Here is a 26,411-nt window from a genome sequence, read left to right as displayed (position 1 = left end):
GCGTATCACGCCATTATCACGCCCGGCCCACGGTTGCGCGGTGGTGGATGCGGTGCAAGGTGGAGGCGCTATTGTTGCGGGCGCGGGCAGAGGCGTATTTAACCAGGGCGGGGGTGTAGGGATGGCGAAAAATAAGTCAAGTAATTTCTTTACATCTATAAATTATAGATTATATTAAATACAACAGGGGGTTACATGAAGCGCCTGCTCGCAATTTGCACTACCTTTCGCCGCCCACACGAATTACCGCAAATGCTAGATACATATTATGCAACCCGTGGCCTAGACGATGATGGAGATATGTTTGTTTATCTCCATAACGATGACCCGAAGCTAGGCGATTACCTATCTAAGATTGGACACTATACATCAACCTACAACATGCTTTATGTGGTTGATAAACATAGGTGTATGCAAGAAGTTTTAAATCACACCTGCCTTGAGCGCTATCCCGATTACGAATATTACCAAATCATTACCGATGACGCTCGCTATATTACTCCCAATTGGGACTTGATATTACTGAACGAATTTGAGAAGCGGTCAAACGGATGGGGCTTTATCTGTGGCGATGACAGGCTCAATGATAACTGGTTTGCATGGCGGCACCCGTCTATGGAAATATGGAGCCGCAAGCAGGCGCAGTTAGTAGGCTTTGCGTATCCGCGAACAGTTAAGCATAGGGGCCAGGACAGTTATACTAAGGAACTTTGTGACGGCCTAGGAATATGCCCGCTAGTGCCAGAGGTTATTATCAGGCACCTTCAAGGGATGCTTTGCGCTAACCCCGATGAGAACCTAGCGTTTATCAATAGCCGCGAGGCAGAGGTTGAAAGCCTTGCCGGGCTTACCTTATGGCGCAACGAAGAGCAGGCCCGACAGATTGCGCTGATAAAGACGGCATGGGAAAAGGAATTGCAGGGTGAACATAGTAGCGCTCTATAAGATTTTCCGTGGCCGCGAGTTCCTAGAGGCTTCGATAGCCTCCGTCTATAATCATGTGGATAAGATTGTTTTCGTTTCATCCAATATAGGGTGGGACGGCAAGGACGGCAACAATACAGAGGCCGTGGCCCGCGCCTATCCTGACCCGCTGAAAAAGATTGTAGTCCTTAAGCATGACACCACGGACCAAGAGGCACAGTATAGAATAGGCCAGCAGTTTGTCATGGCCCATTATAAACCCGATTGGGTACTCCTGATTGATAGTGATGAGGTATGGACTGAAATGGCGTGGGAACGGGCAATGGAATACCTGTTTAACGCGCCCGCAGATGTTCAAGCCTTTACCTGTAACATGCACACATATATAAAAGATGTGCTTTACATGGTGGATGATACCTATGGAACGCAGGTTAAGCCTACGATATTCACCCGGCCCATGTGTATCTGTCAGGGCATACGCGGCAACGGGGCCGACCCGCGCCGCTTTATGGCCGGGGTGACAGTCCACCACTTCGCGCTAGTCCGTGATGATATAGATGAAGTATTCCGCAAGATGACTACCTCACGGGTGGGCGATAGATACGCCCCGCCCCTGGTTCACCTTGAGACATGGCAGGCAGAGGTATGGGATAAGATACCCGGCCCGGCTTATCATTACTATGTGGGCTGCGCCGGGGTGTGGCAGAAGACAATAGAGGTTGACCGCGATTTACTACCCTATTCAGTCCGCAATTGGAGGCCCGCCAATGGATGACCCTCGCATGAGTGACAGCACAAAATTGATGTATCACCGGGGATGGCTTGAGTCATACTTTGACCATAACCTTCATGTCCCGCCAATCCATATTGACATGGGTATAGCAAAGTTTTGTAATATCGCGTGTGTGTTTTGCTATGGTAAATATCAGGAGTTAGCCCCTGTATATATCAAGCGTGAGCCGTTGATACAAACCATCCTTGATGCCAACGAGATAGGTGTGAAGTCCATCGCCTTTATCGGGGATGGAGAGCCTACATGCAACCCGCACCTGTGGGAAGCCTTGGCAATCGCCCGCGAAAAGACGCACCTTGACCTTGCCATATCTACCAACGGCCTTATGGTAAATACCCGCGATAAGGCGGAGGCTATTCTTTCGGCGTGTACCTGGATGCGGTTTTGCATTAGCGCCGGGACACGGGAAGGCTATCAGAAGATACATGGCCGCGATTTCTTCGATAGGGTTGTAGCCAATATCAGGCAGCTTGTAGATGTCAAAGCCTATTACGGCCTGTCCTGCGATGTAGGTATGCAGTCGGTTTATATCCCCGGCACGATGGACGCGGACATGATAGCCGAAGCTAAACTAGCCGTTGACCTTGGCGTGAATTACTTTGTCATCAAACAATGCAGCTTGCCGGATAAGGGTGAAAGCGGCATGGAGTATTTCGATGTCAACGCCTATGACGCGCCATCAACTATTGACTGCCTCAAGCAATGCGAGGCCATGTCAACGCGGGCAACTAAAATTATCGTTAAGTGGAACACGATTAAACAGAAAGGGCAGCGGCCATATAAGGGCTGTCCATCCATCCCGTTTATCAGTGAGATTTCAGGCAACGGGGATTGGTTCCCTTGCGGGCATTTTTTCGGTAATAAAAAACGGTTTGCGCAATACAAGTTCGGTAATGTCCACGAAGCGCGGCTTAAGGATATGTTTGAAAGCCGCCGCTATTGGGACATCCTCAAGGCCATGCGGGAAGATTTCGATAGTCATACCCAATGCAAGGGCGCGTGTAGGCAGGATGCGGCTAATAAGTTTTGTTATGACTATTTGCAGGCGGGGCATAAATACAACTGGCCGGACTCTGTGCCTAGCGACTTGAAGGGCGTGAATTTTATATGACCATTGGCGCTCACTCATTTATCCGCAGGCCGTTCAAAGACCCTTACAAGGTCGAGGTAGTGGTCGGTAAATATACATCTATTGCGGCATGGTTGCGGATAGTTGATGTGGCCCACCCGTCATTATCGGATAGAAAACTAGTTTCAAACTATGCTTTCAATGAAGATTTAGGCTGTCCCGATTACCCAAATAATAAAGCCCTTGGAAAGATTACCATAGGGAATGATGTTTTAATAGGGGCGTATTGCATCCTTACGGCAGGGATAACCATAGGGGATGGCGCTATTATCAAGGCCGGTTCACGGGTATCGGTTGATGTTCCGCCCTATGCGGTCATGGATGGAAACACCATTCAGGGCTATCGCTTTAATAAAGAGACACGGGAAATGATGCTAGGTATTAAGTGGTGGGATTGGCCCGATAATGTGGTTAAGGGTAGGATGCACTTATTCAAAGACCATTGGTATTTCAAAGAACTATTTGCAAAGAGGGAGGGAAATTGAAATCACTCAAGGACATGAAGCGCCGGATGCTGTCTCAAGCCTACAAGATAGGCTATTCACACATGCCATCGGCGCTTTCCGCGCTGCCTATCATCCGCGAGATTTACGCCATCATGAACCGCGCCCATGATGTCTTTATCCTGTCCAAGGGTCACGGGGCTTACGGCCTGTATGCGGTCCTTGAGGATTACGGGCTGGCCCCTAATTGGCAGCACCATGAGCCTAGCCGGGACGCTAAGAATGGGGTTGTCACCACCGGTGGAAGCCTAGGTCACGGCCTACCGATAGCTTGCGGCATAGCCTTTGCCAAACAGATAACCGGCAATCCCGGCAAGGTTCATGTCCTGTTAGGTGACGGGGAGTGTGCGGAGGGGACAACATGGGAGTCAATCCTTTTCGCGGGCCGGTTCCTTCAGCAATGGCGGCTCACGGTTCACATTGACGCAAACCAATATCAGGCGATAAGCAAGACCATTTACAGCGTCAAGAAGATGCTGTCTTATTCAGGCGTTAGGGTTATCATTCATCACGGCGTGAAGGGTGACGGGATAGGGCTGTTTAAGGACAGGCCCGATGTCCATGTTAAGCCTATCAAGGAAGAGGAATATAATCAGGCTATGGAGGAATTGAAATGAGAACCGCCTTTGGAAACGCCTTGGCCGACCTTGCCATTAAAGACGATAAGGTTATACTCTTAGTCGGGGACATTGGCTTCGGTATTTTCGACCGCCTCCGCAAGGAACGGCCAAAGCAGTTCTTGAATATTGGCGTGATTGAACAAAGCATGGTAGGTATCGCGGCAGGCATGGCCCTTGAGGGGCTTAAGCCGTGGGTATTTACCATTACGCCATTCCTATTTGAACGCGCCTTTGAGCAAATCAAGATTGATGTTGACGCTAACAATGCCAATGTTAAACTTGTGGGATACGCTGACTATCCAGGACAGGGTGTCAGTCATGCCGATATCTTGCGCTTTGATAAGTTTAACCCGTTCACAAACGCGGCCATCTATTACCCAAAGACGGCAGAGGAAACCACGGCGGCGGTCCTGAAGGAATATGACAGGGAAGGCCCGGCGCTTATTGGGTTGAAGAAAGCAAAATGAAGATAGTCCTATCAACCCTCCCGCGTGATGGCGCGTATCGGTCATGGGTTACGCCTCTTATCATTGAGCCTAAAGAGGTCAAGTATCTACCGCTCGGCCTACTCTCTTTAGCGTCAAATATTGACGCACCAAAGCACAGCGTAACTATCCTAGACCCTTTCGCGGAGCGCTGGACTATTGAAGATACCGCCGCCCGTATTAACGCCATCAACGCGGATGTGGTGGGATTCTCAGCGGCCACCCGTTGGTCCTATTCCCTGTTCAAGTTACTGCCAAAGATAGAGGCTCAATGGGTTGTAGTGGGCGGGCCGCATATTACCTGCCACGCTGAAGAGGTTATAGCATGGGGTGCCGATGCGGTATTCCGCGGCCAGCTTGCGGATATGGACTTTGCGCAATGGCTAGATAGCCCGCGTTCCGGGGTGATAGATTGCAAGACGGACATTTCAAATATCAAGTTCCCAGATAGGGAGTTGATTGATTACAAGTCATATATCTTTGAGGGTAAGGTATTATTTAAGTCTGCCACGCGGATGTCCATGTTCACATCTGTGGGCTGTCCTAATGCCTGCAAGTTCTGTTCAGTCCAGACCAAGCGGGTGATGACCAAAGCGCCCGCCGCCGTCCTGGTTGAGATGCAGTACCTCAAGCAGTTAGGGGCCGGGTCCGTTCATATCTTCGATGATAACTTTAATGTGAACCGGCAACATATCGCCGGGGTGTTAGACGCTATGGAGCGTGATAATTGGCGTACTGAATGGAGCATGAGAGGTCAGGTTAAGGCTGACCTGTCTATCGTTCCTCGCCTCAAGGCAACAGGGCTAAAGCGTATCCATGTTGGTATCGAAAGCCTGAATAATAAGACGCTCTCATGGATGCGAAAGAACCACCGCCATGATGATATCCTTGATTTCTGCCGTGCCTACTATCAAGCCGGGATTGATATCTTAGCTTACTTTATTATTGGTACACCTTGCGATAACATGGAATACCTGAAGGACTTGGCCTATCTTGTTAATGAGTTAGGAATTAAAACACCCTATTATAATATCTTATTTCCAGAACCAGATACCCCGTATTATTACGAACTCTTAAAAGAAGGATACCCTGATTACTGGGCCGACTACTTCAAGCACCCCATACCATACTATGATATACCGCACCCGCGAGGTGAGGAATTCAGGGATATGATTATTGAATACGCCGAGCATTTAATGAAGGGCGTGATGTGAGTCGTTGTAATATTAAACTATGTTGTAGAACCTGTAGGGCTAACTGTTTTCATGCTGGAAAGTGTGGAGAGTGTAAGCCATATCATAGGCGGTCTGCCATTGATAGGAAGTATTTTATATATGAAATGGTGTGTTGGTCTAGCACTAGTAAGGCTACAACCGGGCCGCGCCTTAGAAGCGTTGTAACCGGAGAGTTTTTAAAGAAGGAGCCGCTAGCATTATGATACAAGTACCGGCCCGCTATTCCTACATTGAGGCTTATCTAACCCTCCGCTGTAATCTAGCCTGTCCCTATTGTATCAATTCATTCACCGGGTGCAAGCGCAAGCGACAGGAACTAACCGACCGTGAATGGGTATTAGGATTGAACAATATAGACACGGGCGGTAAGCCTATCACGCTAGGTGGCGGTGAGCCTACTATTCATTCGGGCTTTTATAATATCGTTAGCCAGCTAAGGGATGATATTAAGATTGACCTGCTAACCAATGGTCAGTTTGATATTGACGAGTTCATGGATAACATACCACCGGACAGGCTTTATAGGGGGGCTAGAGAGGCTTTCTATTACAAGGCCATCCGCATAAGCTACCATGTTCATTCAATGAAGAAAGACGATACAATCAACACCGCCAAGACACTTCAGGATGAAGGGTATAATGTTGGAATATTTGGTATCAATCATCCGAATAACCTTTTCCATAATACGGAAATGACACAGCGCTGCGCCGATGCGGGGGTATACTTCTTTATCAGGGACTTCTTAGGCTTCCATGACGATAGGCTGTTCGGCCATTACAAATATTATGCGGCCCTGAATGGTAACCGGAAGTCCTGTTTATGCCGTCCCGAAGATTTCCTAATAGGGCCAGAGGGCAACATATACCGCTGTCACCGTGACTTGTATGGGGCGGAAAGCGAGGTTGGTAACATTCTCAACATAGCCTATGAGCATAAGGATGATTTTAGCCAGTGCGATAATTACGGGCTTTGTAATCCCTGCGATGTCAAGTGCAAGGCAAAGCCGGACTTAGTTACAACAAAGTGCGCCGTTGAAATTAAAGAGGTTGCCAATGTATAAACTACTTACCATGTGTTCCTCGCACCGCCGCCCCGATATGCTTGAGCGTATGATGAAGTCATGGCGTGAAACCAAGCGCGGCCCGGCTTCCAGGCTAGTGGCCTATGTAGATGAAGCTAACCCGATGATTGCACAATACAAGGCTATCATCCCACCTAAGGGTGCCTCTATTGAGTTCGGCCCATATAAAACTATGGTTCAGGTGGTCAACTATTTCTCCTGCGAAAAGTACCGGGACTTTGAATATTACCATGAGATTAACGATGACCATGTTTGCAGGACCGAGGGATGGGACATTAAGATGATGGAAGCGATAGACCGCAAGAATATGGGCGTTGCCGTGTGTTATGGCAATACTCAAAACATGCCTACCTCTACCATGCACGGGGCCATCCTTGTCCACGCCCTTGGCTATTTCTTCCCGCCAGATTATAAGCACTCATGGGTTGATTGCTGGCTGACATCAATCGGGTTTAAGACCAACATAATGACACATCTGCCCGAGGTAAACATTGAACATATGCACCCGGCTTTCGGTAAGGCGGTCAAGGATGATACCTACCGCGCCGTTGAAGAGGATTACAAAAAGGGTGAGCTTATTTTCACAAAGTGGTATAACAGCCAGTGCGCTGCAGATGTTAAAATGATAGGTGACCTGATAGACCGGATGCGGGTGGTAGCCGCTAAGAAGGTTCCGAATATCTATAATGAAGAACTATCTGTGATGATGACCACATACAACCGGTACGATTTGCTTGAGCGCACAGTAAGAAGCTACCTAAAGACAGAGCCGCGCCCGCGCAGGCTGTATGTATTCGATGATTGCTCCAATGACTTGCCGAAGATTAAAGCGCTAACCCTCCGTATTCCCGAGGTTGTCCTGGTTCAATCAGAGGCGCGCCTTGGATGCGTTAGAAAGAACCTTGCCAGTATCAAGGCAATGTTTGAGGCCGGGGCTGATAACCTCCTTGTTTTAGATAGCGATTGTGTATTCTCAATGGATTGGTATAAGATGGCCCTTGAAATCATACGCGCCCGCCCGCGTGAGGGTGCGCTTCATTGCCTGTTCAACGCCAAGATACACGCCCCATTAGCCGCATCAGAAGGCGGGCTAGTTGAAAAGGTTGACATTGGCGGGCTTGGCCTAATCATTACCCGGCCTATCTTTGAGAAGTACCTAGCCGAAATGACCATAGCCGAAGATGAAAGAACAAATTGGGACGGGGCTTTATGTGCCTTAGTACGCAAGGACGGCGGCAGGGTTTACGCCTGTTCCCCGTCAATGCTTGAGCATACCGGGGCATGTGAAGGGGAACACCCTAACCCGGCCATAGTAGCCGCTGACTTCCAGGGTGAGGTTAGCTTCACAGCCTTTGAACTATCGCACCCGTTCAAGTTGCGGTATATAGGGGAAAAGGTTTACCGTGGCTTTGATGATAACGGATCTTATGAGTTCGAGGCAAACTTCATGGATACCGTTCAGGTTACCCGCGAGAAGGCCAGGCAGCTCCTGCAGGACGGCCCGGCTAGATGGATGTTGTTAGGATGCCTGACCGAAGATAGCCTCTATTAAGGGGCCGTTTGCACCTTCGGCTCACCGCTTGGCTTGCTAGCATCAGCGGCAAACCACCTGACAGCCCGCTCCCAAATCATAGCCCTGGCAGGCCACATGCCATCTTCTATACAGATTTCTCGGAATAGCTTGTCGGAGTATTCCCTGTGAAGTCTTGGCAGTAACCCTATCCGCATCAATTGGTATAGGCAATCGTGGACCAATGCCCGCGCATAGAGGTCTTTGTATCGACAGTGGGTCCAGACGCGCCATCATAACAGTAGCCCTTAAAGATAGTCAACAGCCCGTCCGTGGTCAGGTTTATGAATTGGGTAACAACGGCAAGCCCAATAATGCTAGTCTTAAGGGTGTAATCCTCTACCAATTGATACTTATAGCCCGACTTATACGCGATATGGTCACCTTTCATCACGCCTCCTTTGCTTCTGTCATGGTCTGAATATGCAGGTGTAGCCCGAAACCAACATCATGCAGTAGGTAGGTTACCATCTTCTTGCGCTTCGGGTCATAGGGATATCTTGCGTTAAGCCGCTCAACTATTTCCTCAACCCTTGAAAGGCCAAACCCCCTCACACTCAAATCTATTCCACGCCAATAGCCGTGGACCCCGTTATCGGAGCGCCTGAATATTGATGTCACGGTTATGGCCTGCCCGATGGCGTTTGCAAACTCAAGGGCAAGGAAAACAAGGCGCGGGTTCTTAAGCAGTAATTCAATCCATTCGGTCTTGAGACAATCTTCTTTCCATTTGATTACCATTTTTACCTATCCAGTTTGCGGTTGATGTTATCAACACCCTGCTTGATATAGATAATATCCGTCTGCATCACGGCCATAGTCTTGTCCTGGACGGCAAGGGTGCGGTCAGTCTCGGCACACTTAACGGTAAACTCTGACCTTGTAACAAAAGATGTAGAGCCTAGCCAATAGAACACGGTTCCGAGCGTGATAAGCGCCCCGGCAATGCCTGCCGCAACCTTGATTTTATACATTCCGTTGTCCTCCCTGCGTCTGTTAAATGTTTCCATTAGCTAGGCGCTCCGCTTACCCATGTCTTAAGCCGGTCGCGCTTTGTTATCTCCGATGCCGTCGAAGGCTTTCCGCCCGCCGCCGTGTAGACATACGCCCAGTAGGACGGGTCGCCTGCAAGGGGCCGGTCATCTTCATAGAATAAGATGACGGCCTTTGAGTAGGTGGTAAAGTCATACTCGATAGCCATACGCAAGGCCGCGTCTATCAGGTCAATCTGGGTGTCATGGTCCGCGTTATCGCTTGAACCCATGATGTAGTTAGCCGGGGCTTTGGCCTCAAGCCCCTCGGATGCTGTCTTAGCATCTTCGGCATAGCCTTTAGTTAGGGCCATGTCTGTGACAAGGGTGTCTATCTCGTCATCCTTGGCGGTCTGAACAGACGAGCCCATAATGTAATTGGTGGGGAGTTTTGCGATAATAGTATCAATTTCGTCTGCATCGGTAAACCTTGTTTTAGTGACCGATACGGCCCCGCTAGAGCCATCAACGACAGCCCCAGAACCACCATCAAGAATAACGCTGCCGCCAGTACACGATGCGCCGATTTCAACTACCACTTCGCAATCATAAAAATACACATTAAAGGTATCCAGCAGGTCTGATAGAATAACCCTACCGTGGAAGTCTCGTATTTCTATATTGTCGTCTTGGTACTGACAATTTAATAGTAATACGCCTGAACAGCTAATGATTTTTGCGCTTCCTCCAGCAGCATCAAAGCCTAGTGCGCTCCCGCCGTCACGAAAGATCGTTGCAAATATCTTTCCATCCCCTTCGATATAGCCGGAGAGTCCGTTGACTAAAGCCACAACAGGATTGGCCCCTGACGGGACGGTAGCGTCGACAAGAGGATTATCATTAATTCTTATTGTATCGCTTTTGACCCATCCCGAAGAGTCAATAGTGAAGTCGTTCTCCTGTGTCTCATCGTATTCATGTATTCCTACCATAAAGGTTATCGTTCCCGTGTCCTGTCCAGGGCATAGCGCCCTAGCCCACACCTTAGTCCCGCTTGCATAGCGGCGGCACATGATATCTTGTATGCTCAACTCACCGGCAGCCGTTAGGGAGTCATATACTAATTCGGTATATGTCCCCGTTAATACCCCTGTCGATACCGTACCAAATCCAAATTGGATAAGGTAAGGAAAAGCCCTCTCGCTTGCAGTAAATATAACCCGGTGCAAATCAAACATAACCTCACCTACCGTTACCGGCGTATCGCTAGACCCAATTATCTGAGTCCACGCCCCAAACGCATTATTTCCAGCGTCAATTGTAAACGCGCCTAATGTAGCGGTCTTAGTGCTAACAAGGTCAGCGTTATGGGTTTCGCCTGACGGGCTTGCAGCCGCGCATAGCCAGCGCTCTAGGCCGTGAAAGTGATGATTGATTACTTCAAGAAGTGATGCCATTGTTTGGGCCTCCGGTTATAATGCAGGGTATATTTTAATAGACTTTGTGAGCAGGTGTATGTTTGCATCATTCGTATTTTGCTTAACAAACCTGTGAAATAATTTTAGGTTTGCTGGTTCTACGGCGGATAAGGATGTTATGGCTATGTCTTGACTATACGCAGCATAATCGCCGGTAGATGTTATTTCAGTTGCGCCCTCCGAGACTACCGATCCGTCATAGCCAGATAATAAATAATACATATAAACTTTTATTGCTGTATGGTCACCACTAGGTAGGTATTTATAACCGCTGAAATCTACCTTTAATTTTGTATAGGCGTTAGCAACAGTTTTTGGATTTATTGTGTTGATTTCAATTATTAGAGTTCCGGTTGTAGACCATAACGAGCCATAGGTTATGTTTGGTAAGTATGGTATATATATTCCAGCAGGCGTATTTATATCTGTTCCGTATATTCCGACAGAACCGGAAGAGCTTTGATTAAAAGATGAATCGTATATCGTATTTAACAAATACATCTTTGTTTTATTGTATTGCGGATGAATATCGTCCGTACTATTAACCTCATTAGCATACATCTGGTTTAATTTGGCGCTAGTAACCTTCTCATTACTTGACCATGTATTATCGTAAATAGCCATTTATCCCCCTTACCATGTGTAGTATTCTAAGCTGGCCGCGTCAGCGTCAGCATAGGCGTTATCTGCAAAGGCATACCGCCGCGCCAATACGCCCGATGGATTAATCAAGTATCCGGCCCACCGCATATTAAAACTAACCTTGAATGACCGCGTATCAAATGACAAGCCATATATCTCATAGCAGCCCGACAGGTCGGTAGCATTGGCATAGTCAATCTGCAAGCCGTATGTGTCCTTAATGCCAATCAAAGACTTTAAATCCCATGTGTAGCCTATGAGATTGGTTGACATTTCCAAGGTCAAGGGCGGTTCCTTTAAGACCATGAGATAATGTTCGGCCAGGGCATTGGCGTATATGATTGAGTCATAGAGATAGCAGGCGTTAGACTTAGGCTTATTAATCAGGCTCAAGCGCTTCTCTCCGTACACGGCCACGCTGCTTGTATCTGTTTCCGTGGTGATAAGGCTGTCGGCCAATAGCGGATTATTGGCAAGGTCAAAGCTTGATACCTCTACATAGTTCCTAATCTCCGTTACCTCACGGGTGATAGAAGGGCGCTGAATACGCTTCTCTGTCAGCGTCCTAATATCAGGCGGTATCAATCGCGGTTGATGGATAACGAAGTGAACGCGCCTAATAGGGTTGCCGCCGCTTATGTCCTTGCCCTTGTCGATAAAGAAGCCGCCCCGTGTGAGACTGCATATATCATTGATTAGGTCTATCAGGGTGTCAGACGGGTTGTCCGTATTGACAGCCATGTGACAACCCTGCAATTTCAGGTATGAATATGAGACATCAAAGCTATAATAGTTCGTGTCTTCATAGTCGAAATCGGTATCGGCCCATGATGCGGGCGTGGCCGATGAGACATCCAGGTCGGCTATGGGTATTCCACCACTAGAGGCGTAAAGGTCGGTGCGGTTATACAGTTGGTCGAAGAGGATAACGGCGGGGTTATCATAGTTAGCCTTGGCAAGCGCAGCCATGCCGATGGCCGGTTCGTAGCCGTCCGCCGTGGACAAGAAATACTCATCTAATTTCAGCCCGCTTGAACCGCTGCCCACAATGGCCGCGCCCGAAGCCGTCTTGAAATTAATTACAGCATTACTGGCCTTCTTAATCCAAATGTTTGCCGTGGTAGGCCCATAGTCCAGCGCCCAAACAACGGAGGTGTCAACATTGGTTAGGGGTAATTGCATCCATTGTTCTTTGCCATCCGTGAACCAGTCCTTATTCCAACCCCAGAACCATATTGAATGTGTCAGCGTGAAATCATAAGCCGACAATTGAGCGTTAAGGGTAAGCGCTTTAAGGTAGCAGTAGGTAGCTACTGAGCCGCCCGCAGCGTTATAAGCCGCATAATCGTTCCATGTATAGGGGATAAGTATCTGATTATCCTTCTTATACTTTTCGTTTGTCAATAAGGTAGTATGGCCGTAATATGTTCCACGCATTAACTCACGCTTATCTAGCAATTCATTAGCATCATCCACATAGTTATACAGCGCCCCGCCCCTGATAGCCTTTGCCATTGGCTTGTCCAGCACTAGCGCCCATTCATCCATCAAGGAAATGGTCACGCTTCGGCTTGCGCTATCCTCGCTTTTGCGCTGTATGTAGCCCTTGAACAGGGGCAACCAGTAGGCGCTATCCCACTTATGGATATCATCAAAGCCTAGTTCAACGATAACAGGCCGGTAATGATAACGGGTTGGACTAGCTGGATTGAAGTAGGTGAGAGCTTTAGACCAAGCATCCGTATATCTACCATCATCATTCTGTAAGGTGATATCACAGGAGCCGAAGGTAGGCCGCCCGGTTTCAATCTCGATTGAACGGGATAGGTTTGATATGGAGAGTATCTTTTTCTCTTCTGTGACTTCATAGGTGCCGTCCCCGTTAAGGTCCATCCGCACCCGTAAGATGGGGTGAGCGCCTACCTGTGCCTCAAGCTGGCTTAATATGCTCTCAATGATTTCGGCAGCGGTCGAATAAAAGCCCAGGGTAGGGCTATGACCGCCGACAAGACCAAGGGTGACCATATCAGCCATACATCACACCTCTGACAGATTTAGCGTGCCCTGTCTGCCAGCGCCCGTGAAAGATACCATATAGTTCTCAATGTCCATAGGCTCCTCAGGGTCTACCCAGAAGCCATTAACAAACAGGCGTACATACTGCGCCATAACCTGCTGATTTAATTCATTGCCTACCAGCATGAAGGTTACAATATCATTGCCGTCTAGGTAGCTATCCCCTACCGATACCTCTCCATAGGTAGGGCCAAGTTGCCCGACAATTTGCTTGTAAAGGTAAAAGGAACCATCGGTAAACTGGCTATCGTCAAAGTATCTGAAATCATCCATTAGATACCAGGTTGACCGGCTCACATTCCAGCAAAACAGGCGCACTGGGCTTGAGTTCATACCGTTAATCTGCAAGGTCAAGCGTCTAATTTCATTCTGTGAGAAAGCAGCTACAAAGGCATTGATATTGAACTGGAATATAAACCCGCTGTAATATAGTGAACTTGCGGCAACATTCAGATAGTCCGTATCATAGGTTGCGAGCTTGGCCGTGTTGGTATTGTCCGCCTGAACCTTGGTAATCGCCGACAGGGCCATCCCCCACGGGGCAGTAGCGTCATCGCTTATCGTATAGACATTGTGGGTATTATACAAAGGGGTATAGATGGCCGTTGCGGAATTATCGGAATAGGGTATCGGTAGAAGGAACAGACCATCCCTCAAACTGTTCCTATCGTTCAGCATGTATATCAAGGTGCGGTAATCGGCCTCTGTTAAGAACTGATATTCATATTGAAAGTTACCCTTTTCCGTGAAGCGGTAAGACTGCATAGCGCGATTAACGGAGCGCTCCATAATCTTGCCGGTATCGTAACTAATACGCTGATTGGTAGTGGTGAAAGTTGAAAGCGTGCTGTTGCTTTTGCCTAGCATGAAGCCCATATTTTACCTCACGCCGGGACCGCTGACATCCCGGTCCTTCTCGAATGTGTGTAGAGGCCGGACCTGATACGCTCGATAGTCTCATCCCACCCGTAGACATCGCCCTGAATAACTATGCTAGGACCTCCGCCGCCTTCGGGACGGCCTATGATTTCGCCGCCGTGGGCGATAATGGGAACGGGCATACCAAAGGCACCGGGAACACGGCTAGTAGCACCCGTGTCGGCCTGCTTGGAAGGGAACAAATTATCCATACTAGCCGACATATTACCAAGGCTTTTCTCTGCAAAGCCCGCAATAGCCCCGCCTAATCCGCCCGTTGCCCCCGAGAATATGGCTTTGAGCAGGTTCAAGAATAGGAACTTGGCTATCATCTTACCTATCATAAATAGCACCTGCCGCCCGAATTGGTTGAAGGCTTCAATCATGGCTTCACCGGCAGTCTTTGAGGTGTTGACCATTTGCTCGAAAGCCGCGCCGAAAGTGGAAGAAACGCTATCAACCACTCCGCCTATTTGGTTATCAATTCCATCCCAGAAGCGCTGGCTTATTGCCTCTGACTCTGTAAGTATCTTTGATAGTTCGTCTAGTTTGGCTACATTCCGCTGTCTATCTTTTTCATCCCTGTCGGCCACAAACTTATCCACATCGTTTGCAGCCGATACAAGCATTTCATTTTCTTCTCTTATCTGCTTGGCTAGTGCCTGCCTTCTAATGTTTTGCCTATCAGTAAGGGCTTTGTTTAATTCGGCTGTTATATTGGCATTATTTTGATTGTGCAATTGTCGCTCAAGCTCAAGCAATTCAGAGCGCCCGCGCAATCCTATTTTCTCATTAGCCGCAATCTCGTCAAGTTTCTTTTGATGGCGGGCCTTTTCTTTCTCATAGGCCGCTTCGTATATATGGCCCTGTGCCTCAAGCAAATCAACCAATGCATCGTTATAGCCCTTGGCAGCCTCTTTAGCCGCCTCCGCTTTTTCCTTTGCGCCCGTCCATATGTCTGATATGCTTTTACCTAACCCGCTGAAATTGAATGACGCCAATGCCTCAAATGCGACCTTAACTGTCGCAATCGTTTTAGCTATGATATTAAACTTGCTCTCAAGGGCCATGATCAGACCTATGAGTAAGCCTATCGGACCCAACACAGCCTTTGGCAGGGTGGCCGCAAGCCTGATAAAAGCGCCGAAACTACCCATTAACTGCTGCAACGGGCCAGAGGCAAGTCGCATCAAAGGCTCTCGCACCTTGGCAAACTTACCCATACTGGCCTGTGCCGCGTTAGCCTGCGTGGTGGTAGCCTTCAGGCTATTAGCCAGCTTATCAAATTCCGCCTGCGTGAGGTTGCGGGCGGTTATGACAAGTTCAAGTTTTTCCTGGTTGCTCATTGCCATTAGCGCCCCCTCATCCTAAAGGCCGCAAATTCCATCTTCCGCTTCTCCATTTCATACTCCTGCTTCTTGGCCTGATTGACCTCGCGCAGACATTGCATATACAGGTAAACCTGCGGGATAGTTAAATCCCCAATGTCCGCGTGGGACAGGTGCAAGTCCCGCATGAGTATGAAGTAAGTCCACCTTAAGCCCTGCCCCCACCTTTTAACGCCGGATGATTTTTTTTTTCGCCCTTGCCTGATGGGATGCCCTCATAGTTCAGTTTGGCCATGATGCGGAACAGTTCATAGAGGGCCGGGACGGTCAAGGCATCCTCAATGAAGGCAATGTCAGGCTCGCGGATGGCCTGCCCGATAACCGGGTAGATAACATTGAGGTCTTCGGGCTTGAAGCTGCCGGGGTCTATCTTCTGCAACCCTGCAAGGATAGCCATCTTCTTCATCGGGATAGGGTAAACCTGATATTCCCGGCGGTCTTCCCCGGCAGGGGTCCAGCGCTCAAGGACAAACAACTCAGGCTCAGGCGCTAGGACAGCAAGGTCATTAACCCCGTCCGTCCTGGTTTCGACCTCTGCCTGCGCCTCAATCTGTGCGGCTTTTTCGGTTGCGTCCATCGTTTAGACCTCCGCATCGTAGCCGGTCGCCCGCATGTTCTGAAGATAGGCGTTGTAGGAGTCACCCGTTGCGAAGCCTACAAGGTTCACTTTCAGGAGTTCGCTATCGTTGATGTCCGGTCCCTTCCATGACTGATAGTACACGGTCGGCAGGTTGAACCGGAGATAGTTCGCATTGGAGTCGGTCAGGATAAGGTTGAAGGCCGTGCTAGTCCCGGCGATAAACTTATCGCGCTCTGTCTCCGCCGTAAAGTCCAGACCTTCACAGGCGATGTCAATGCTGAAATCCTTGCTGTATGCGTTGCTAATACGCCTGCTGCTGCCGACAGCGTGAAAGCGCTCAAGGGTACGCTTGACCGTGATTTCAATCTTGCTGAAGGTTGTAACGGCGTTTCCGGCAAGGGTGAGAGTGGTAGCCTGTGACGGCAGGAGAAGCGGAGAGCCGGAATAGGTCAGTGTTTGCGCCCCGGCATACTCGCTTTCATCCTTGAATACGCCGCTGATTTCCACGCCGATTTCGGGAGAGCCGGCGTCAATCGTGAACTTGACCTGTTCCGTGCGGAAGCCGGTATACTGCTTGTTATCAATATCCTTGTCTGAATACAGGTTCAGGTATTTAGGTAGGGCGGTATCGTTGCGACTGAAGGTGTGAAGATACGGGCCGGTCCCGCTAACAGCGTCCGTTCCGAATACGCCGTTAAGGAAATCACCGATGTTTCCGCTGGCATTATCGCCCACATCCAACGGGAAGGTGATGGCAGCGTCAAAGTCAATCATCGGCAGGCCCACGCGGTTGGGGCCAAACTTAGACCGGACCTCGGAAACCGGGGCCGCGCCGTCAGTGGGGTTGACGTCAAAGGTGCGGACAAGAAGCCCGCGTGTGAATGTGGTGGATGCCGTGGCATAGGCGGTAGTCCCGCCTACTTTCAAACCGACCTGCTGAAGTTTTGAAACGCTCATCTGAAACTCCTTTTAATAGGTTATTATCTAGCGCCTGCTGTGAATATCAGGGACATTAAATCGACCTCAACGAAAATCTCCGCTTCGTTATCAGACAGGTTGCTGAACATGGTATCGCCTACAATGTTCATAGTAGTTCCGTCATTAAAGGTCATGTCGGCCTCTACCGCGTTCTTGATATACTCATCCATCTTGAGCTTCTCAGCCTCAAGAAGCGCCTGGGTTGCGGCCCTAACTAGGCCATGAACTACAATTCGGACCACCACTGACTTGCGCTTCGGTACGGCTATCCATTCCTCGCGGGTGCTTGCAATCCAAGCCTTGAAGATTGGGTATGTCAGGCCGGTTAGCTGCTTCTCTTCGCGGTCAAACTTCCACGCGCCGATGTAAGCCGCAAGGTAACTGTCGGCCTGCATCTTGGTCTTGAAGGTGGACCATAGGGCCTGCTCTGTGCCGTTGGTTGCCCTGGTTGTACCCTGAACCGTGGTAGAATAGGCCGAGTATCCGGTAGTATTCCACGCCCGCGCCCGGTAGGTGTAAGCGGTTCCGGCTGTCAGGCCGGTATCATCGTAGTAATACGCGCCCGCCGCCATCTCTACTGCCGAGCCGTAGGTCACGCCATCCGTTGAGCGCTCAAGGTATATCTTCTGTGCATCCGATGACCACGTAAAGTAAACGCGCAGGGACGTTGAAGATAAAGCCGTGGGAGTACCAAGGGCCGGGACACCGGGAAGGACTGCGCCCCCGCCCGCGTATGTACCAAGGTAATCAATGTTAATTTGCTTGATAGTCTCACCGGCCTTGATGATACCGACCGCCGCGCCGGTATTCCTCGCTGCCTCTTCCGCCGCGCTATAGAGCTTGTCGGATGTACCCGCCGCCCCGCGCAAGGTATCCACGGGCAGGACATTTGATAAAGCGGGCTGGTCTTCTGTCCCTGTCGCCCCTTGAACCGTGTCACCACTCCAAACACTATCAAGCGCCGGGAAATCTCCAATGCCGTCCGTAGCCGTTGCCGCGTTTGGTTCCGCTGCGTATTGCTGCGTTGCGCCGTCTGAGTTGACCTGTACCTTGATGCGAATATACCGATAACGGCCCGTGATTTTTCCGAGCGCTTTGAGCTGATCTATCCCGTAGTATGCCGAATATGACGCGGTTCCGGCGTCGAACGAATAAGCGAATTTCAGATTGGTTGAGGTGACGCTTCCCGGCATGGCGAAATCTGTGAAGTCGAGATTGTCATAAGTCTTTCCGGCCCCCGCATCGTGGACATATTCGACTGTCGGCCCGTCCGTGGCATAGCCAGCGTAAGCGCGAAATTCCTTAAACGATGAAAGGTCGGCATCCGTTGAGTATCTCTGCATTGAGGCATAAGGTGTTGCCGAACCGGGGGAAGAAAGGGAAAAACAGGCAAGTTCTGTTTCTGCTGTGAAGTCACCACCTTGAATTGTAGTAGTTATTTTTGATCGAGCAGTTCCGTTTTCGTCCGGTTCTATATAGACGCGAACCGTGTAAAATGTTGCATAGGCCGTTGACCTTGCGCCAACCGCAGATGTCCCGGACAAGCCATTTACAAGGGTGGTTGCAAGCCTCGCACCGTAGCCCGATGCAGCCGCGAGTCCGCTGTTGCCGTTCAATTGGAAGATGCTTCCGATTGCTACGGAGCCAGCAATCGCCATCTTGCATTCGATATATCCACGAGTCATTGCAAGCCCAGTTGTCAGCGAAATGCCGTTTGTGTTATATGAGTTCGACCCGTTCATGGTAACGACACCACCGGACAGGTTCACATTTGTTCCGGCATCAACCTCTGTCCAGTTATTGAGATTAGGGAAATCATCTGACAGAATTAATTGATACGCCAGTTCCGCGAGAGCTTGGTCAACATTTGACCATTTAAGCTTGCTCGCGTCCGAGAGCGTCCCGGCGACAAAGGGCAGTTGCATTACGGTTTAACCTCCCGTAGTGCGAGAGCATCGGCGCGAATTGTTGCGGCCTCAATCATGACGGCCTCCGCGTATTTCGTCTCCATGCCGATTTTCACGAGGTCATCTGTTTTCATTGAGGGGGCGGCGGACAGTGTGCCGAGGATTTCAGCCTTTGCGGATGAACCGGCAAGGGCGATATTTGAAGCGGAGATTTTCTGCGCCTCAAGCGTTTCCTTCGGTTCGTCCTCTTTCAAGGCTTTTCCGGCGACAACGGCATCGTGAGCGTCACAAAGGGCGGTCAGATATGCGGCCTGTTTGCGAGCGCCGGTATAATCGAAATCAGCCATGAAACCTCCTTATTGCTGCAACGCGGTCAAGGGCCATTATTTACCACCTGTCGCAGCGGTCAGCCGCTTGATGGCGTTGGATATGCGGATGCGAAGGTCATTGATAATCTTATCCTTATTAGGTGCAATCATGGGTTGCTTAGGCATACCGGCAACCTTGAGCGTCCGCACCCATCCGGTGATTGTATTAGCCGACCATATCGGGAAGTGCAAGAACATGGCCGTCTTAGGTCTAATCCACCGCTTGAAGGGGCCATAGATGCCGGTTCCGTATTCAAGGAAAGCAACGTGCTTGAACAGGTTGTATATCCTGTAAACGCCTTCGGTTATCTTCTCTGTTTTCCACATGCCCTGCGTTAGTCCGGTCCTGCCTCTAGCCGTTGACCTGATTATCAATCGCTTGGCATAGCCAGTAGTAAGGCGCGTCTCCTTGTCGATAACGGGCAGTAAGCCCACCTTAAGCCTTTCGGCAAGGTCAAGAAAGGCAGGGTCAGGAATGACTTTTACTTCAATCATAAAATATACTGCCTGTGCCTGTGCCGGTTAAGCACATCCATGATGTCCTTCGGGATGCTGTTCATGGTGGTGGCCCGCTCAACGCCTTCGCCGTCCGTATAGGTCCGCCGCTTGACGCCTGCCCTGATAGCCGCTATCTCTTTAACGGCCATGATAACGTCATCGGTAATGGCTTCCCCGCCTACATAGGTAACCACCACCGCCGCCCGCTCCGTGGACCAATAGGAGACATCACGGTCAGGGTTAAGGATATCGGTAGACGCTATCTTCTCAACCCTGCCAGTGTCTTTGTCAATGTAAAAGTCCGTATCCTCCACAAGGGTATTGCCGTTTTCAACAAGCGAGGTAATGCTTGCAACCGGCCAGTTCTTAAGGTAGAATACCGATGTATTCTTATCAATCAGGGGCTTCTCTGCCGTCCGTGTGGTGGACAGAAAATCATGCCTGCAATATTCCTCAACAAATGACCGCGCCCCTAACAGGTGAGCATTAATCAGGTCTGCGCTGATAGTGGTATCATTCAGATAGGTCTGAATACTGGTTGCATTGATTGAGGCCAGGCTAACAAATTCAGCCATTGTCTATCTCCTTGATAAGCACCCATGACCCCTTGAAATCTGCCTGTAATTGCGCCCACTTCTCGCGGCTGATATAAACTAAGTCACCCTGTCGGCAGTTCAGGTTAACCGACTGCCCGTTAACGTCATCAAATCCGCGATAGGGCGCAGCGGCTATGTATCTAACCTGCATGGGCGTACCCTTGACTGTGCTGTCAGGCGTTGCCTGCATGACCGGCAGGACTATCAGGCGCTCTTCTTTGCGCCCCTCAAATACCGCGTCTTCCGCCTGCCGCTCATTTGACCTTTCGCCGGGGTAATGCTTAATAGTCACATCCTCACAGATAGGGATATGGCTATCCGGCAGGGCAAGCGCTATGCCTGCGGGCGTGACGAGGTTGTTATGGGTGAGGTGGTAACGCATCCCTTCGTGATGCCTGAAGAGCCGGTTGTAGTAAGCGGGTAGCCATTGTTCGCTACGGAATGTAGATAGCGAAACCCTGTAGCACGGATGCACGCATCGTTCAGGCTTTCGCCCAATAATTTCTTCATCCGCGTCGAGCATGAGGTAGTAGTCTTTTTCGCTTTTGAGCGTGAGGTATGCGTTTCTTTTTGTCGGCTCATCATACCACTCCTTATCAGGTGTGATAACTTCATCGGCAAGCGCCTTGGCTATCTTGCGGTTCTCTTTCTTGCTAAGAAAATCCTTATGCGGAAATTCCCTATATGCCCCGTCCACGGCTAACACCCGGTCAGTCACCTTCTTTAAAGAGGTAAGCGCCCTCTCTAAGAGTTCCGGGCCGTCATCGTAGAATATCATCACGCCTTGTATCATGGTAAAGTAATAGGGGGTTAGTTACTTCCCCCCTATCCGAGGTTAGGGATGTCTCCTTAGATGTTGTATCCGAGCCAAGTGGTGGTTTCGCCGGTGTAATAACGGGGCGCGAAAGCCATGCGGGTGGAAACCACCAGCTTGGTATACTGCGCAACGATATCACGGTCGGTTTCAACCGTCATGTTCCGGCTCATGCCACGAACCCATCCATCCTTACGAACGAACAGGAGCGACTTCTTGGTAGCCACGGTGCTGTCATAGAAGCCTGACGCGTTCAGGTTCTCGCGGCAGAACTCGGAAACCAACACATCGCAACCGGCCAGTTTGCCGACACCACCGGGAACCATTGCCACATTCATAGCGCCGGGCGTACCGTACTCAAGGTAAACGCGGTTATTCTGGTTGTCCTTGAGGTTCAGCAGCTTGATACGGCCACCCGTACCAACGATAACGGCAATCTGTGAAGGGTCCGCGCCATAAACGCCCATGCTGCCCAGGAGGGCTGTCACGGTGTCAGCGTTGAAGGTGGACAGGTCGGTGGTCAGGGAGTTAGCGTAAGCATAACGCCGCAAGCCCTGCCAGGCATGGCGCACATCGTAGGCCAGCGTAACATCCGTGTCAAGGTGGGTAGTCGAAGAGTCACCGTTGATAATGGCGTTCTCGATACCGCGCCCGATGGCCGTGATGCAGTCATTGCGCAGCATGGGAGCCTGAGCAAAGGCCGCGTCCTGGTCAAGCTCATCGCTGATGGTCTGATAGACCGCGATAACCTTAGCCGTGAGGGTGCCTTTCTGGTCCGTAATGTTCGGTGAAGCAGTCGCGTCAGAACCTTCAGTCTTGGTATAGGCCGTGCTGAAATCAGTCTTGATGCTGAAGTACTGAGTCGGAGAGGTCATTTGAACCTCAGGGAACAGGGCCGCTACCTTGAGTTCAAGGCCGACAGCATCAACGAAATCCGCGCTGAAATTGGAGGGAATCCAGTTGGACTGGGTGGTGTCAGTCATGACCTTCTTAAGTTCACTATCATCCTCGATGAAGCGCTTGAAACCTGCATACGCGTTCAGCTTCTCAACCGGGATGCCGGTAGACTTGGAAGTCAGGAGCAGCTTATCGCTGTCAACCTGAATTTTTTTGATGGCGCGAGCATAGCGGTCTTCACCCGTGACGCTGCCCTTATGCAGTTCGGTCATGGTCTCAGGACCGCGATTTTCGCCCACTGAAAAGCGAGCCTTACGGGTAGAGATACCCTCAAGCATTTTGTTGAGTTCGGACTGTTTCATGTTAGTTTCCTTCCTTGGCAAGAGCGGCGGCAACCTGTGCCTTAACCTGCTCATCGGTGAGTTCGGGGTCTTTGTCTTCGGGTTTGACCATCTTAGCGATGGCGTCGGTCTTTGCGGTAAGGTCGGTCAGCATGGGCTGAATGGCCTTGACCACTTCGGATACGATGGTATCCAGTTCGGTCTTTTCCATTGTGGGATTTCCTTTTTCTTTGAGTTTAAACAAACAGAACTTCTTTTTATTAGCTCCCTCTGTCACAAGCGCAATCTTTCGCGGCACTATGTCCGTTAAGTTATTGCCCTTATAATTGGGATAAGGTTTCATTGTTTCATCCTTTCAAGTTCAGGGATTGGTTTACCGGGCTGCGCGCTGCCCTCCATGCTGAAGCCGGTAATCTCACCCTTTAAAATCTTGTCCTTGAGTTCATCATTACGCACGCGGACGGCGATATACCAATCTCCCTTCTTAATGCCAAGGTCTTTGATATCAGCCATCGCCGTGGCGCTTTCAACTAGTGTGACATCCTGGGCTGTGAGAGGTTCAGAGTGCATGAAGTTGAAGGCTTGGAAATCCTCCATGAAACGCCATGCAGCCTTTTGTACCTCTTCGGGTGTAGCATAGTCACCGTCCGTATCAACTTCATTCACAGGGTAGACTATGCCGTAAACAATCCCCTCTTTCATGAAGTCCATAGCCTTGCAGAACTTCACGGCCTTGTCCACGCCTACCCCATAATACGCATCGAGGTCGAACTTAAGCACCTTGGACACGCACAAGTCAACGGCCATCGCCTTATCCATCTCAAGCGCCTCGGCCTTGAACGCCTTGCGGATGATTTCCTTAGCGCAGTTGAGTTTATCTTTCTTGGCCGTGAAGGTTAGGGGCGGGTCAATCTCAACCTTAAAGTGGCCGTCAGCCCTTATAGGTCTAACGCCCCCTGTCTTTACGGCCAGTATAGAACCGACCTTGTAGTCCGTATCGGGTATGATGGTTGTAACAAGCGCCTCGATGTTATCGCCTTCAAATGGTTTAGTGCTATCAACGGCATAGCCAAGGACATACTTCTTGAAGCCCTTGATGGCCGGGATAGTTTCCTTATCCATGACAACCAGATTGACCTCAACCTTGCTATCAACGGCAGGCGCGATATCAGCCCATGACACACGCCCATCAAGGAAATGGAGCCGGGGGTTTTCAAACTTGGTCAGGACCACGCCCTTGTCTGAAGCCAGGGTGTCACGGGTTGCCTTGAGTTCAAGCATAGCCTCGGGCGTGATAGGCGCGTCAAGGAGCGCGGCATATTTGGCGATTAGGGTTTTCATTATTCCTCCACCGCTTCCTTGACGTATTCAACGAAGGTGCACCCACAATTTGCAACGGCCCCTACGGGCGCGTTAGGGTCACCGGGGAACATGAGCTTATCACCGGTCACGGGGTCTACAAAGTATTCGCCTAGCTTAACCACCGTTCCGTTAAGGGCTTCATGACCGGGGCGGGCGTTGCTATGCTCTGAATGTATCCATTCCTTCTCCTCAAACCCCATCGCGGTAAGGGTTTCATACCGGCTAGTCTCTGTATACTTCAGGGTCTCAGTCCGCGCTATGGTCTGCGCCTGCGCCGTGTCCTTGCCAAGCAAGTCCTGAATATCCCGGCCTAGTTCAGCGGCGGTCTGACCGGATGCTATGCCATCCTCAAGGTGCTTTGTAACCCGGTCGATAACCGTCTCGCTCACGGCCTTAACGCTGGCCTTAACGATGCGGTCTAGGTGCTTGGATACCTGGCTTTCAATATCAGCGGCAATAGCCTTTTCAGGTGCGAAGTCTTTGACTCGTTGGTATTCGGCCCTGATAATCTTATCAAGCAAGCCATTTTCAACCTTTAGCAGGTCTTCGGCCAGCTTCATGGTAACGGGGTCAAGGGATGCGATGGCCTCTGTTACAAGGTCTAACTTGATAAAGGCAACCTTCTTAACATTGGTTCCAATCACGCCGTGAACCGCGTCCGCATAGGCCACATAAGCCTTATCAATAACCTGATAGATAGCGTCATAGGCATAGGCGGCAACAGTGGCCCGGTGATTAACGATGGCCTTAGCCATTTCCTCGCGTGGCTTGCGGGGCTTGCGCTTGGCCTTTTCAACGGGCTTCTCTGTAGGCACGGCAGCGGGTACGGTTGTTTTATCATCCTTGTCCTGTGCTGTCTCCTCATCATCAAGACCAAGGCCGCCGAAAGGTGCGGGCGTGGGCGGGACATAGAACTCATCACCACCGGGCAGCGGGTCCATCTCAAGAAACTTTTCCCGCACTTCATTGGGCGTCATAATGCGGCCATCAACAAGCGTCTTAGCCGTCATCGCCTTGGTATTATAATCCGGCTGCAGGACGCTCACCTTAGAGTAATCCGCCTCCATCTCAATACCGATAGGCCATAACAGGTCACGGTTAATGGTAGCAACCAACTCGCCCATGAATGGCTGAATGGTCTCTTCCCAAAAGAAAACCTTTTGAGCTTCGGCGTTATTGTAGTGCGTCTCATTGGGCAGGCCAAGCATAAGGGCAGGCACCCCGAAGACCTCACAGACTTCATCGCGGCTAAGGGTCTTCTGTGGTAGCAGCACCTTGTTATCAGGGTTACCGCCCAGTTCCTTAATCTCCGCGCCTTGGTCAAGAATGGCCGGGACATGGGCGTTCTCTATGCCGCCCCACTTGGTCCGCGCCTGCTGCTCCATGCGCTTGTATGACTCATTGTCCATCTCTTCCTTGACACTGACATACCAGTTAAGGTGTCCGCCCTGCTTAAAGAACAGCTTGGAATACTTGGCCGCGTAAAGGTCCGTAATGATGCTCTGCTGTGCCGGAGACATGACCGCCATGCCGTATATCTCGGAACGGGGGTGGAAGGTCTTGAAGCGCAGGACTTCCTCGGGCGCGTACTTAATCATTGACCCGTCAACCGTGTACTCATAACCCGCTATTAGGTTCTTAGCGTCCGCCCGTATCTTCATCCAATCAGGGCGCAGGGTCCAGAGTTCGCGGATGGTCTTAGCCCCCACCTTCTCAAGATATGCGTTTCCCGTGAGCTTGAGATAGGCCACGGTCGAATAGATAAGCCCGTAACCGCTGCAATATGGGTTAGGCTGATTGAACAGGTTCCACACATCACCCATGGTTATCTCTTCCCCGCGCCGGTCCTTAGTGCTTGACCTGGTTGTCAGTTTATACAGGCGCAGGGGCAGCTTGGCGCAGTTGCGGGATATGGCGTCAACACAAGCAAAGACATGGGCGTAAGTCTCATAGAGCTGTAAGTAATCTTCAGTCTTAGATGTGGGCGCGAACTGGCTTTCACGGCTGTAGTTAAACGGGTTGCCTACAAAGTGGCGGGCCTCATTGGCCTTGTAGACAGACTGCAGTTCCCGGCGCAGTTCTGCCACTTGCTTAGTTAGGGGGGATGTTTTGCGTCTCATCGTATTTGCGCTCCGCTTTTGTTAAGCCGCTTTCGAGCGCCCTGAAGTGCGTCAGGTCCATCTTTTTTCGATTGCGGATAATTGCGAATTTGCTCTATTAATATCTTGTAGTTCTCCGGTGCGTCCGCCCAATCCTC

General features: G+C 50.3%; 27 protein-coding genes and 1 pseudogene. 9 read left to right on the top strand and 19 right to left on the bottom strand.

Annotated features, from left to right (window positions below; all coding sequences use genetic code 11):
• The first annotated feature begins 195 nt into the window (after window positions 1-195).
• The 9 genes from WC734_05990 (at window position 196) to WC734_05950 (ending at window position 8,322) form a co-directional block, all read left to right on the top strand.
• Window positions 196-945 (top strand): hypothetical protein, encoded by a 750-nt coding sequence (locus tag WC734_05990; GenBank protein MFA6198665.1) that lies wholly within the window; start codon window positions 196-198, stop codon window positions 943-945.
• A complete protein-coding gene (locus WC734_05985; protein MFA6198664.1) occupies window positions 923-1,699 on the top strand; it encodes a hypothetical protein in 777 nt (258 codons plus the stop codon). The genes WC734_05990 and WC734_05985 overlap by 23 nt, the downstream gene beginning before the upstream one ends.
• Before the next feature lie 7 nt (window positions 1,700-1,706).
• Window positions 1,707-2,828 (top strand): radical SAM protein, encoded by a 1,122-nt coding sequence (locus WC734_05980; protein ID MFA6198663.1) that lies wholly within the window; start codon window positions 1,707-1,709, stop codon window positions 2,826-2,828.
• Window positions 2,825-3,331: a DapH/DapD/GlmU-related protein gene (locus tag WC734_05975; GenBank protein ID MFA6198662.1), complete on the top strand. Its 507-nt coding sequence runs from the start codon at window positions 2,825-2,827 to the stop codon at window positions 3,329-3,331. Before WC734_05980 ends, WC734_05975 begins: the two co-directional genes overlap by 4 nt.
• On the top strand, window positions 3,328-3,966 hold the full coding sequence (locus tag WC734_05970; GenBank protein ID MFA6198661.1) for a thiamine pyrophosphate-dependent enzyme: 639 nt from the start codon (window positions 3,328-3,330) through the stop codon (window positions 3,964-3,966). Before WC734_05975 ends, WC734_05970 begins: the two co-directional genes overlap by 4 nt.
• Window positions 3,963-4,436 carry a hypothetical protein gene (locus WC734_05965; protein ID MFA6198660.1) on the top strand — a complete coding sequence of 158 codons (474 nt, stop codon included), beginning with the start codon at window positions 3,963-3,965 and terminating at the stop codon, window positions 4,434-4,436. The genes WC734_05970 and WC734_05965 overlap by 4 nt, the downstream gene beginning before the upstream one ends.
• Entirely contained in the window at window positions 4,433-5,668 is a 1,236-nt protein-coding gene (locus tag WC734_05960; GenBank protein MFA6198659.1) for a radical SAM protein, read from the top strand. The genes WC734_05965 and WC734_05960 overlap by 4 nt, the downstream gene beginning before the upstream one ends.
• Before the next feature lie 220 nt (window positions 5,669-5,888).
• On the top strand, window positions 5,889-6,749 hold the full coding sequence (locus tag WC734_05955; protein ID MFA6198658.1) for a radical SAM protein: 861 nt from the start codon (window positions 5,889-5,891) through the stop codon (window positions 6,747-6,749).
• Between the two features lie 49 nt (window positions 6,750-6,798).
• Window positions 6,799-8,322: a glycosyltransferase gene (locus tag WC734_05950; GenBank protein ID MFA6198657.1), complete on the top strand. Its 1,524-nt coding sequence runs from the start codon at window positions 6,799-6,801 to the stop codon at window positions 8,320-8,322.
• Here WC734_05950 and WC734_05945 read toward each other — a convergent pair.
• The 19 genes and pseudogenes from WC734_05945 to WC734_05855 form a co-directional block, all read right to left on the bottom strand.
• Window positions 8,319-8,731 (bottom strand): annotated as a pseudogene (locus tag WC734_05945) (hypothetical protein). The gene WC734_05950 and the pseudogene WC734_05945 overlap by 4 nt on opposite strands.
• On the bottom strand, window positions 8,731-9,081 hold the full coding sequence (locus WC734_05940; protein MFA6198656.1) for a hypothetical protein: 351 nt from the start codon (window positions 9,079-9,081) through the stop codon (window positions 8,731-8,733). Before WC734_05940 ends, WC734_05945 begins: the two are co-directional and overlap by 1 nt.
• Before the next feature lie 2 nt (window positions 9,082-9,083).
• Window positions 9,084-9,314, bottom strand: coding sequence for a hypothetical protein (locus WC734_05935; protein ID MFA6198655.1), 231 nt, complete (start codon window positions 9,312-9,314; stop codon window positions 9,084-9,086).
• 35 nt (window positions 9,315-9,349) lie between these two features.
• Window positions 9,350-10,768, bottom strand: a complete 1,419-nt coding sequence (locus tag WC734_05930) for a hypothetical protein (protein ID MFA6198654.1) — start codon at window positions 10,766-10,768, stop codon at window positions 9,350-9,352.
• A gap of 15 nt (window positions 10,769-10,783) precedes the next feature.
• A complete protein-coding gene (locus tag WC734_05925) occupies window positions 10,784-11,413 on the bottom strand; it encodes a hypothetical protein (protein ID MFA6198653.1) in 630 nt (209 codons plus the stop codon).
• Window positions 11,414-11,422: 9 nt separating this feature from the next.
• The gene (locus WC734_05920) at window positions 11,423-13,465 is read right to left on the bottom strand and encodes a hypothetical protein (GenBank protein ID MFA6198652.1); all 2,043 of its coding nucleotides are present in this window, start codon (window positions 13,463-13,465) and stop codon (window positions 11,423-11,425) included.
• Window positions 13,466-13,468: 3 nt separating this feature from the next.
• Window positions 13,469-14,374: a hypothetical protein gene (locus tag WC734_05915; protein ID MFA6198651.1), complete on the bottom strand. Its 906-nt coding sequence runs from the start codon at window positions 14,372-14,374 to the stop codon at window positions 13,469-13,471.
• 17 nt (window positions 14,375-14,391) lie between these two features.
• Window positions 14,392-15,777, bottom strand: coding sequence for a hypothetical protein (locus tag WC734_05910; GenBank protein MFA6198650.1), 1,386 nt, complete (start codon window positions 15,775-15,777; stop codon window positions 14,392-14,394).
• A 184-nt stretch (window positions 15,778-15,961) separates the two neighbouring features.
• Entirely contained in the window at window positions 15,962-16,390 is a 429-nt protein-coding gene (locus WC734_05905; GenBank protein MFA6198649.1) for a hypothetical protein, read from the bottom strand.
• A gap of 3 nt (window positions 16,391-16,393) precedes the next feature.
• The gene (locus WC734_05900; GenBank protein ID MFA6198648.1) at window positions 16,394-17,350 is read right to left on the bottom strand and encodes a phage tail tube protein; all 957 of its coding nucleotides are present in this window, start codon (window positions 17,348-17,350) and stop codon (window positions 16,394-16,396) included.
• 23 nt (window positions 17,351-17,373) lie between these two features.
• Window positions 17,374-19,296, bottom strand: coding sequence for a fibronectin type III domain-containing protein (locus WC734_05895; GenBank protein MFA6198647.1), 1,923 nt, complete (start codon window positions 19,294-19,296; stop codon window positions 17,374-17,376).
• Window positions 19,296-19,625, bottom strand: coding sequence for a hypothetical protein (locus WC734_05890; GenBank protein ID MFA6198646.1), 330 nt, complete (start codon window positions 19,623-19,625; stop codon window positions 19,296-19,298). Before WC734_05890 ends, WC734_05895 begins: the two co-directional genes overlap by 1 nt.
• Window positions 19,626-19,661: 36 nt before the next feature.
• The gene (locus WC734_05885; GenBank protein MFA6198645.1) at window positions 19,662-20,141 is read right to left on the bottom strand and encodes a hypothetical protein; all 480 of its coding nucleotides are present in this window, start codon (window positions 20,139-20,141) and stop codon (window positions 19,662-19,664) included.
• The gene (locus WC734_05880) at window positions 20,138-20,719 is read right to left on the bottom strand and encodes a hypothetical protein (GenBank protein MFA6198644.1); all 582 of its coding nucleotides are present in this window, start codon (window positions 20,717-20,719) and stop codon (window positions 20,138-20,140) included. The genes WC734_05885 and WC734_05880 overlap by 4 nt, the downstream gene beginning before the upstream one ends.
• Window positions 20,712-21,533: a hypothetical protein gene (locus tag WC734_05875; GenBank protein MFA6198643.1), complete on the bottom strand. Its 822-nt coding sequence runs from the start codon at window positions 21,531-21,533 to the stop codon at window positions 20,712-20,714. The genes WC734_05880 and WC734_05875 overlap by 8 nt, the downstream gene beginning before the upstream one ends.
• A 56-nt stretch (window positions 21,534-21,589) precedes the next feature.
• Window positions 21,590-22,813, bottom strand: coding sequence for a phage major capsid protein (locus WC734_05870; protein MFA6198642.1), 1,224 nt, complete (start codon window positions 22,811-22,813; stop codon window positions 21,590-21,592).
• A gap of 1 nt (window position 22,814) precedes the next feature.
• Entirely contained in the window at window positions 22,815-23,135 is a 321-nt protein-coding gene (locus WC734_05865) for a hypothetical protein (GenBank protein ID MFA6198641.1), read from the bottom strand.
• Window positions 23,132-24,133: an XkdF-like putative serine protease domain-containing protein gene (locus WC734_05860; protein MFA6198640.1), complete on the bottom strand. Its 1,002-nt coding sequence runs from the start codon at window positions 24,131-24,133 to the stop codon at window positions 23,132-23,134. Before WC734_05860 ends, WC734_05865 begins: the two co-directional genes overlap by 4 nt.
• Window positions 24,133-26,274 carry a phage portal protein gene (locus WC734_05855; GenBank protein MFA6198639.1) on the bottom strand — a complete coding sequence of 714 codons (2,142 nt, stop codon included), beginning with the start codon at window positions 26,272-26,274 and terminating at the stop codon, window positions 24,133-24,135. Before WC734_05855 ends, WC734_05860 begins: the two co-directional genes overlap by 1 nt.
• Between the last annotated feature and the right edge of the window lie 137 nt (window positions 26,275-26,411).

Source organism: Patescibacteria group bacterium, assembly GCA_041661625.1.
GTDB lineage: Bacteria > Patescibacteriota > Patescibacteriia > JAHIZJ01 > JAHIZJ01 > JBAZUB01.
Note: the sequence above shows the minus strand (reverse complement) of the source record. Positions and strands in the feature narration are given on the sequence as shown.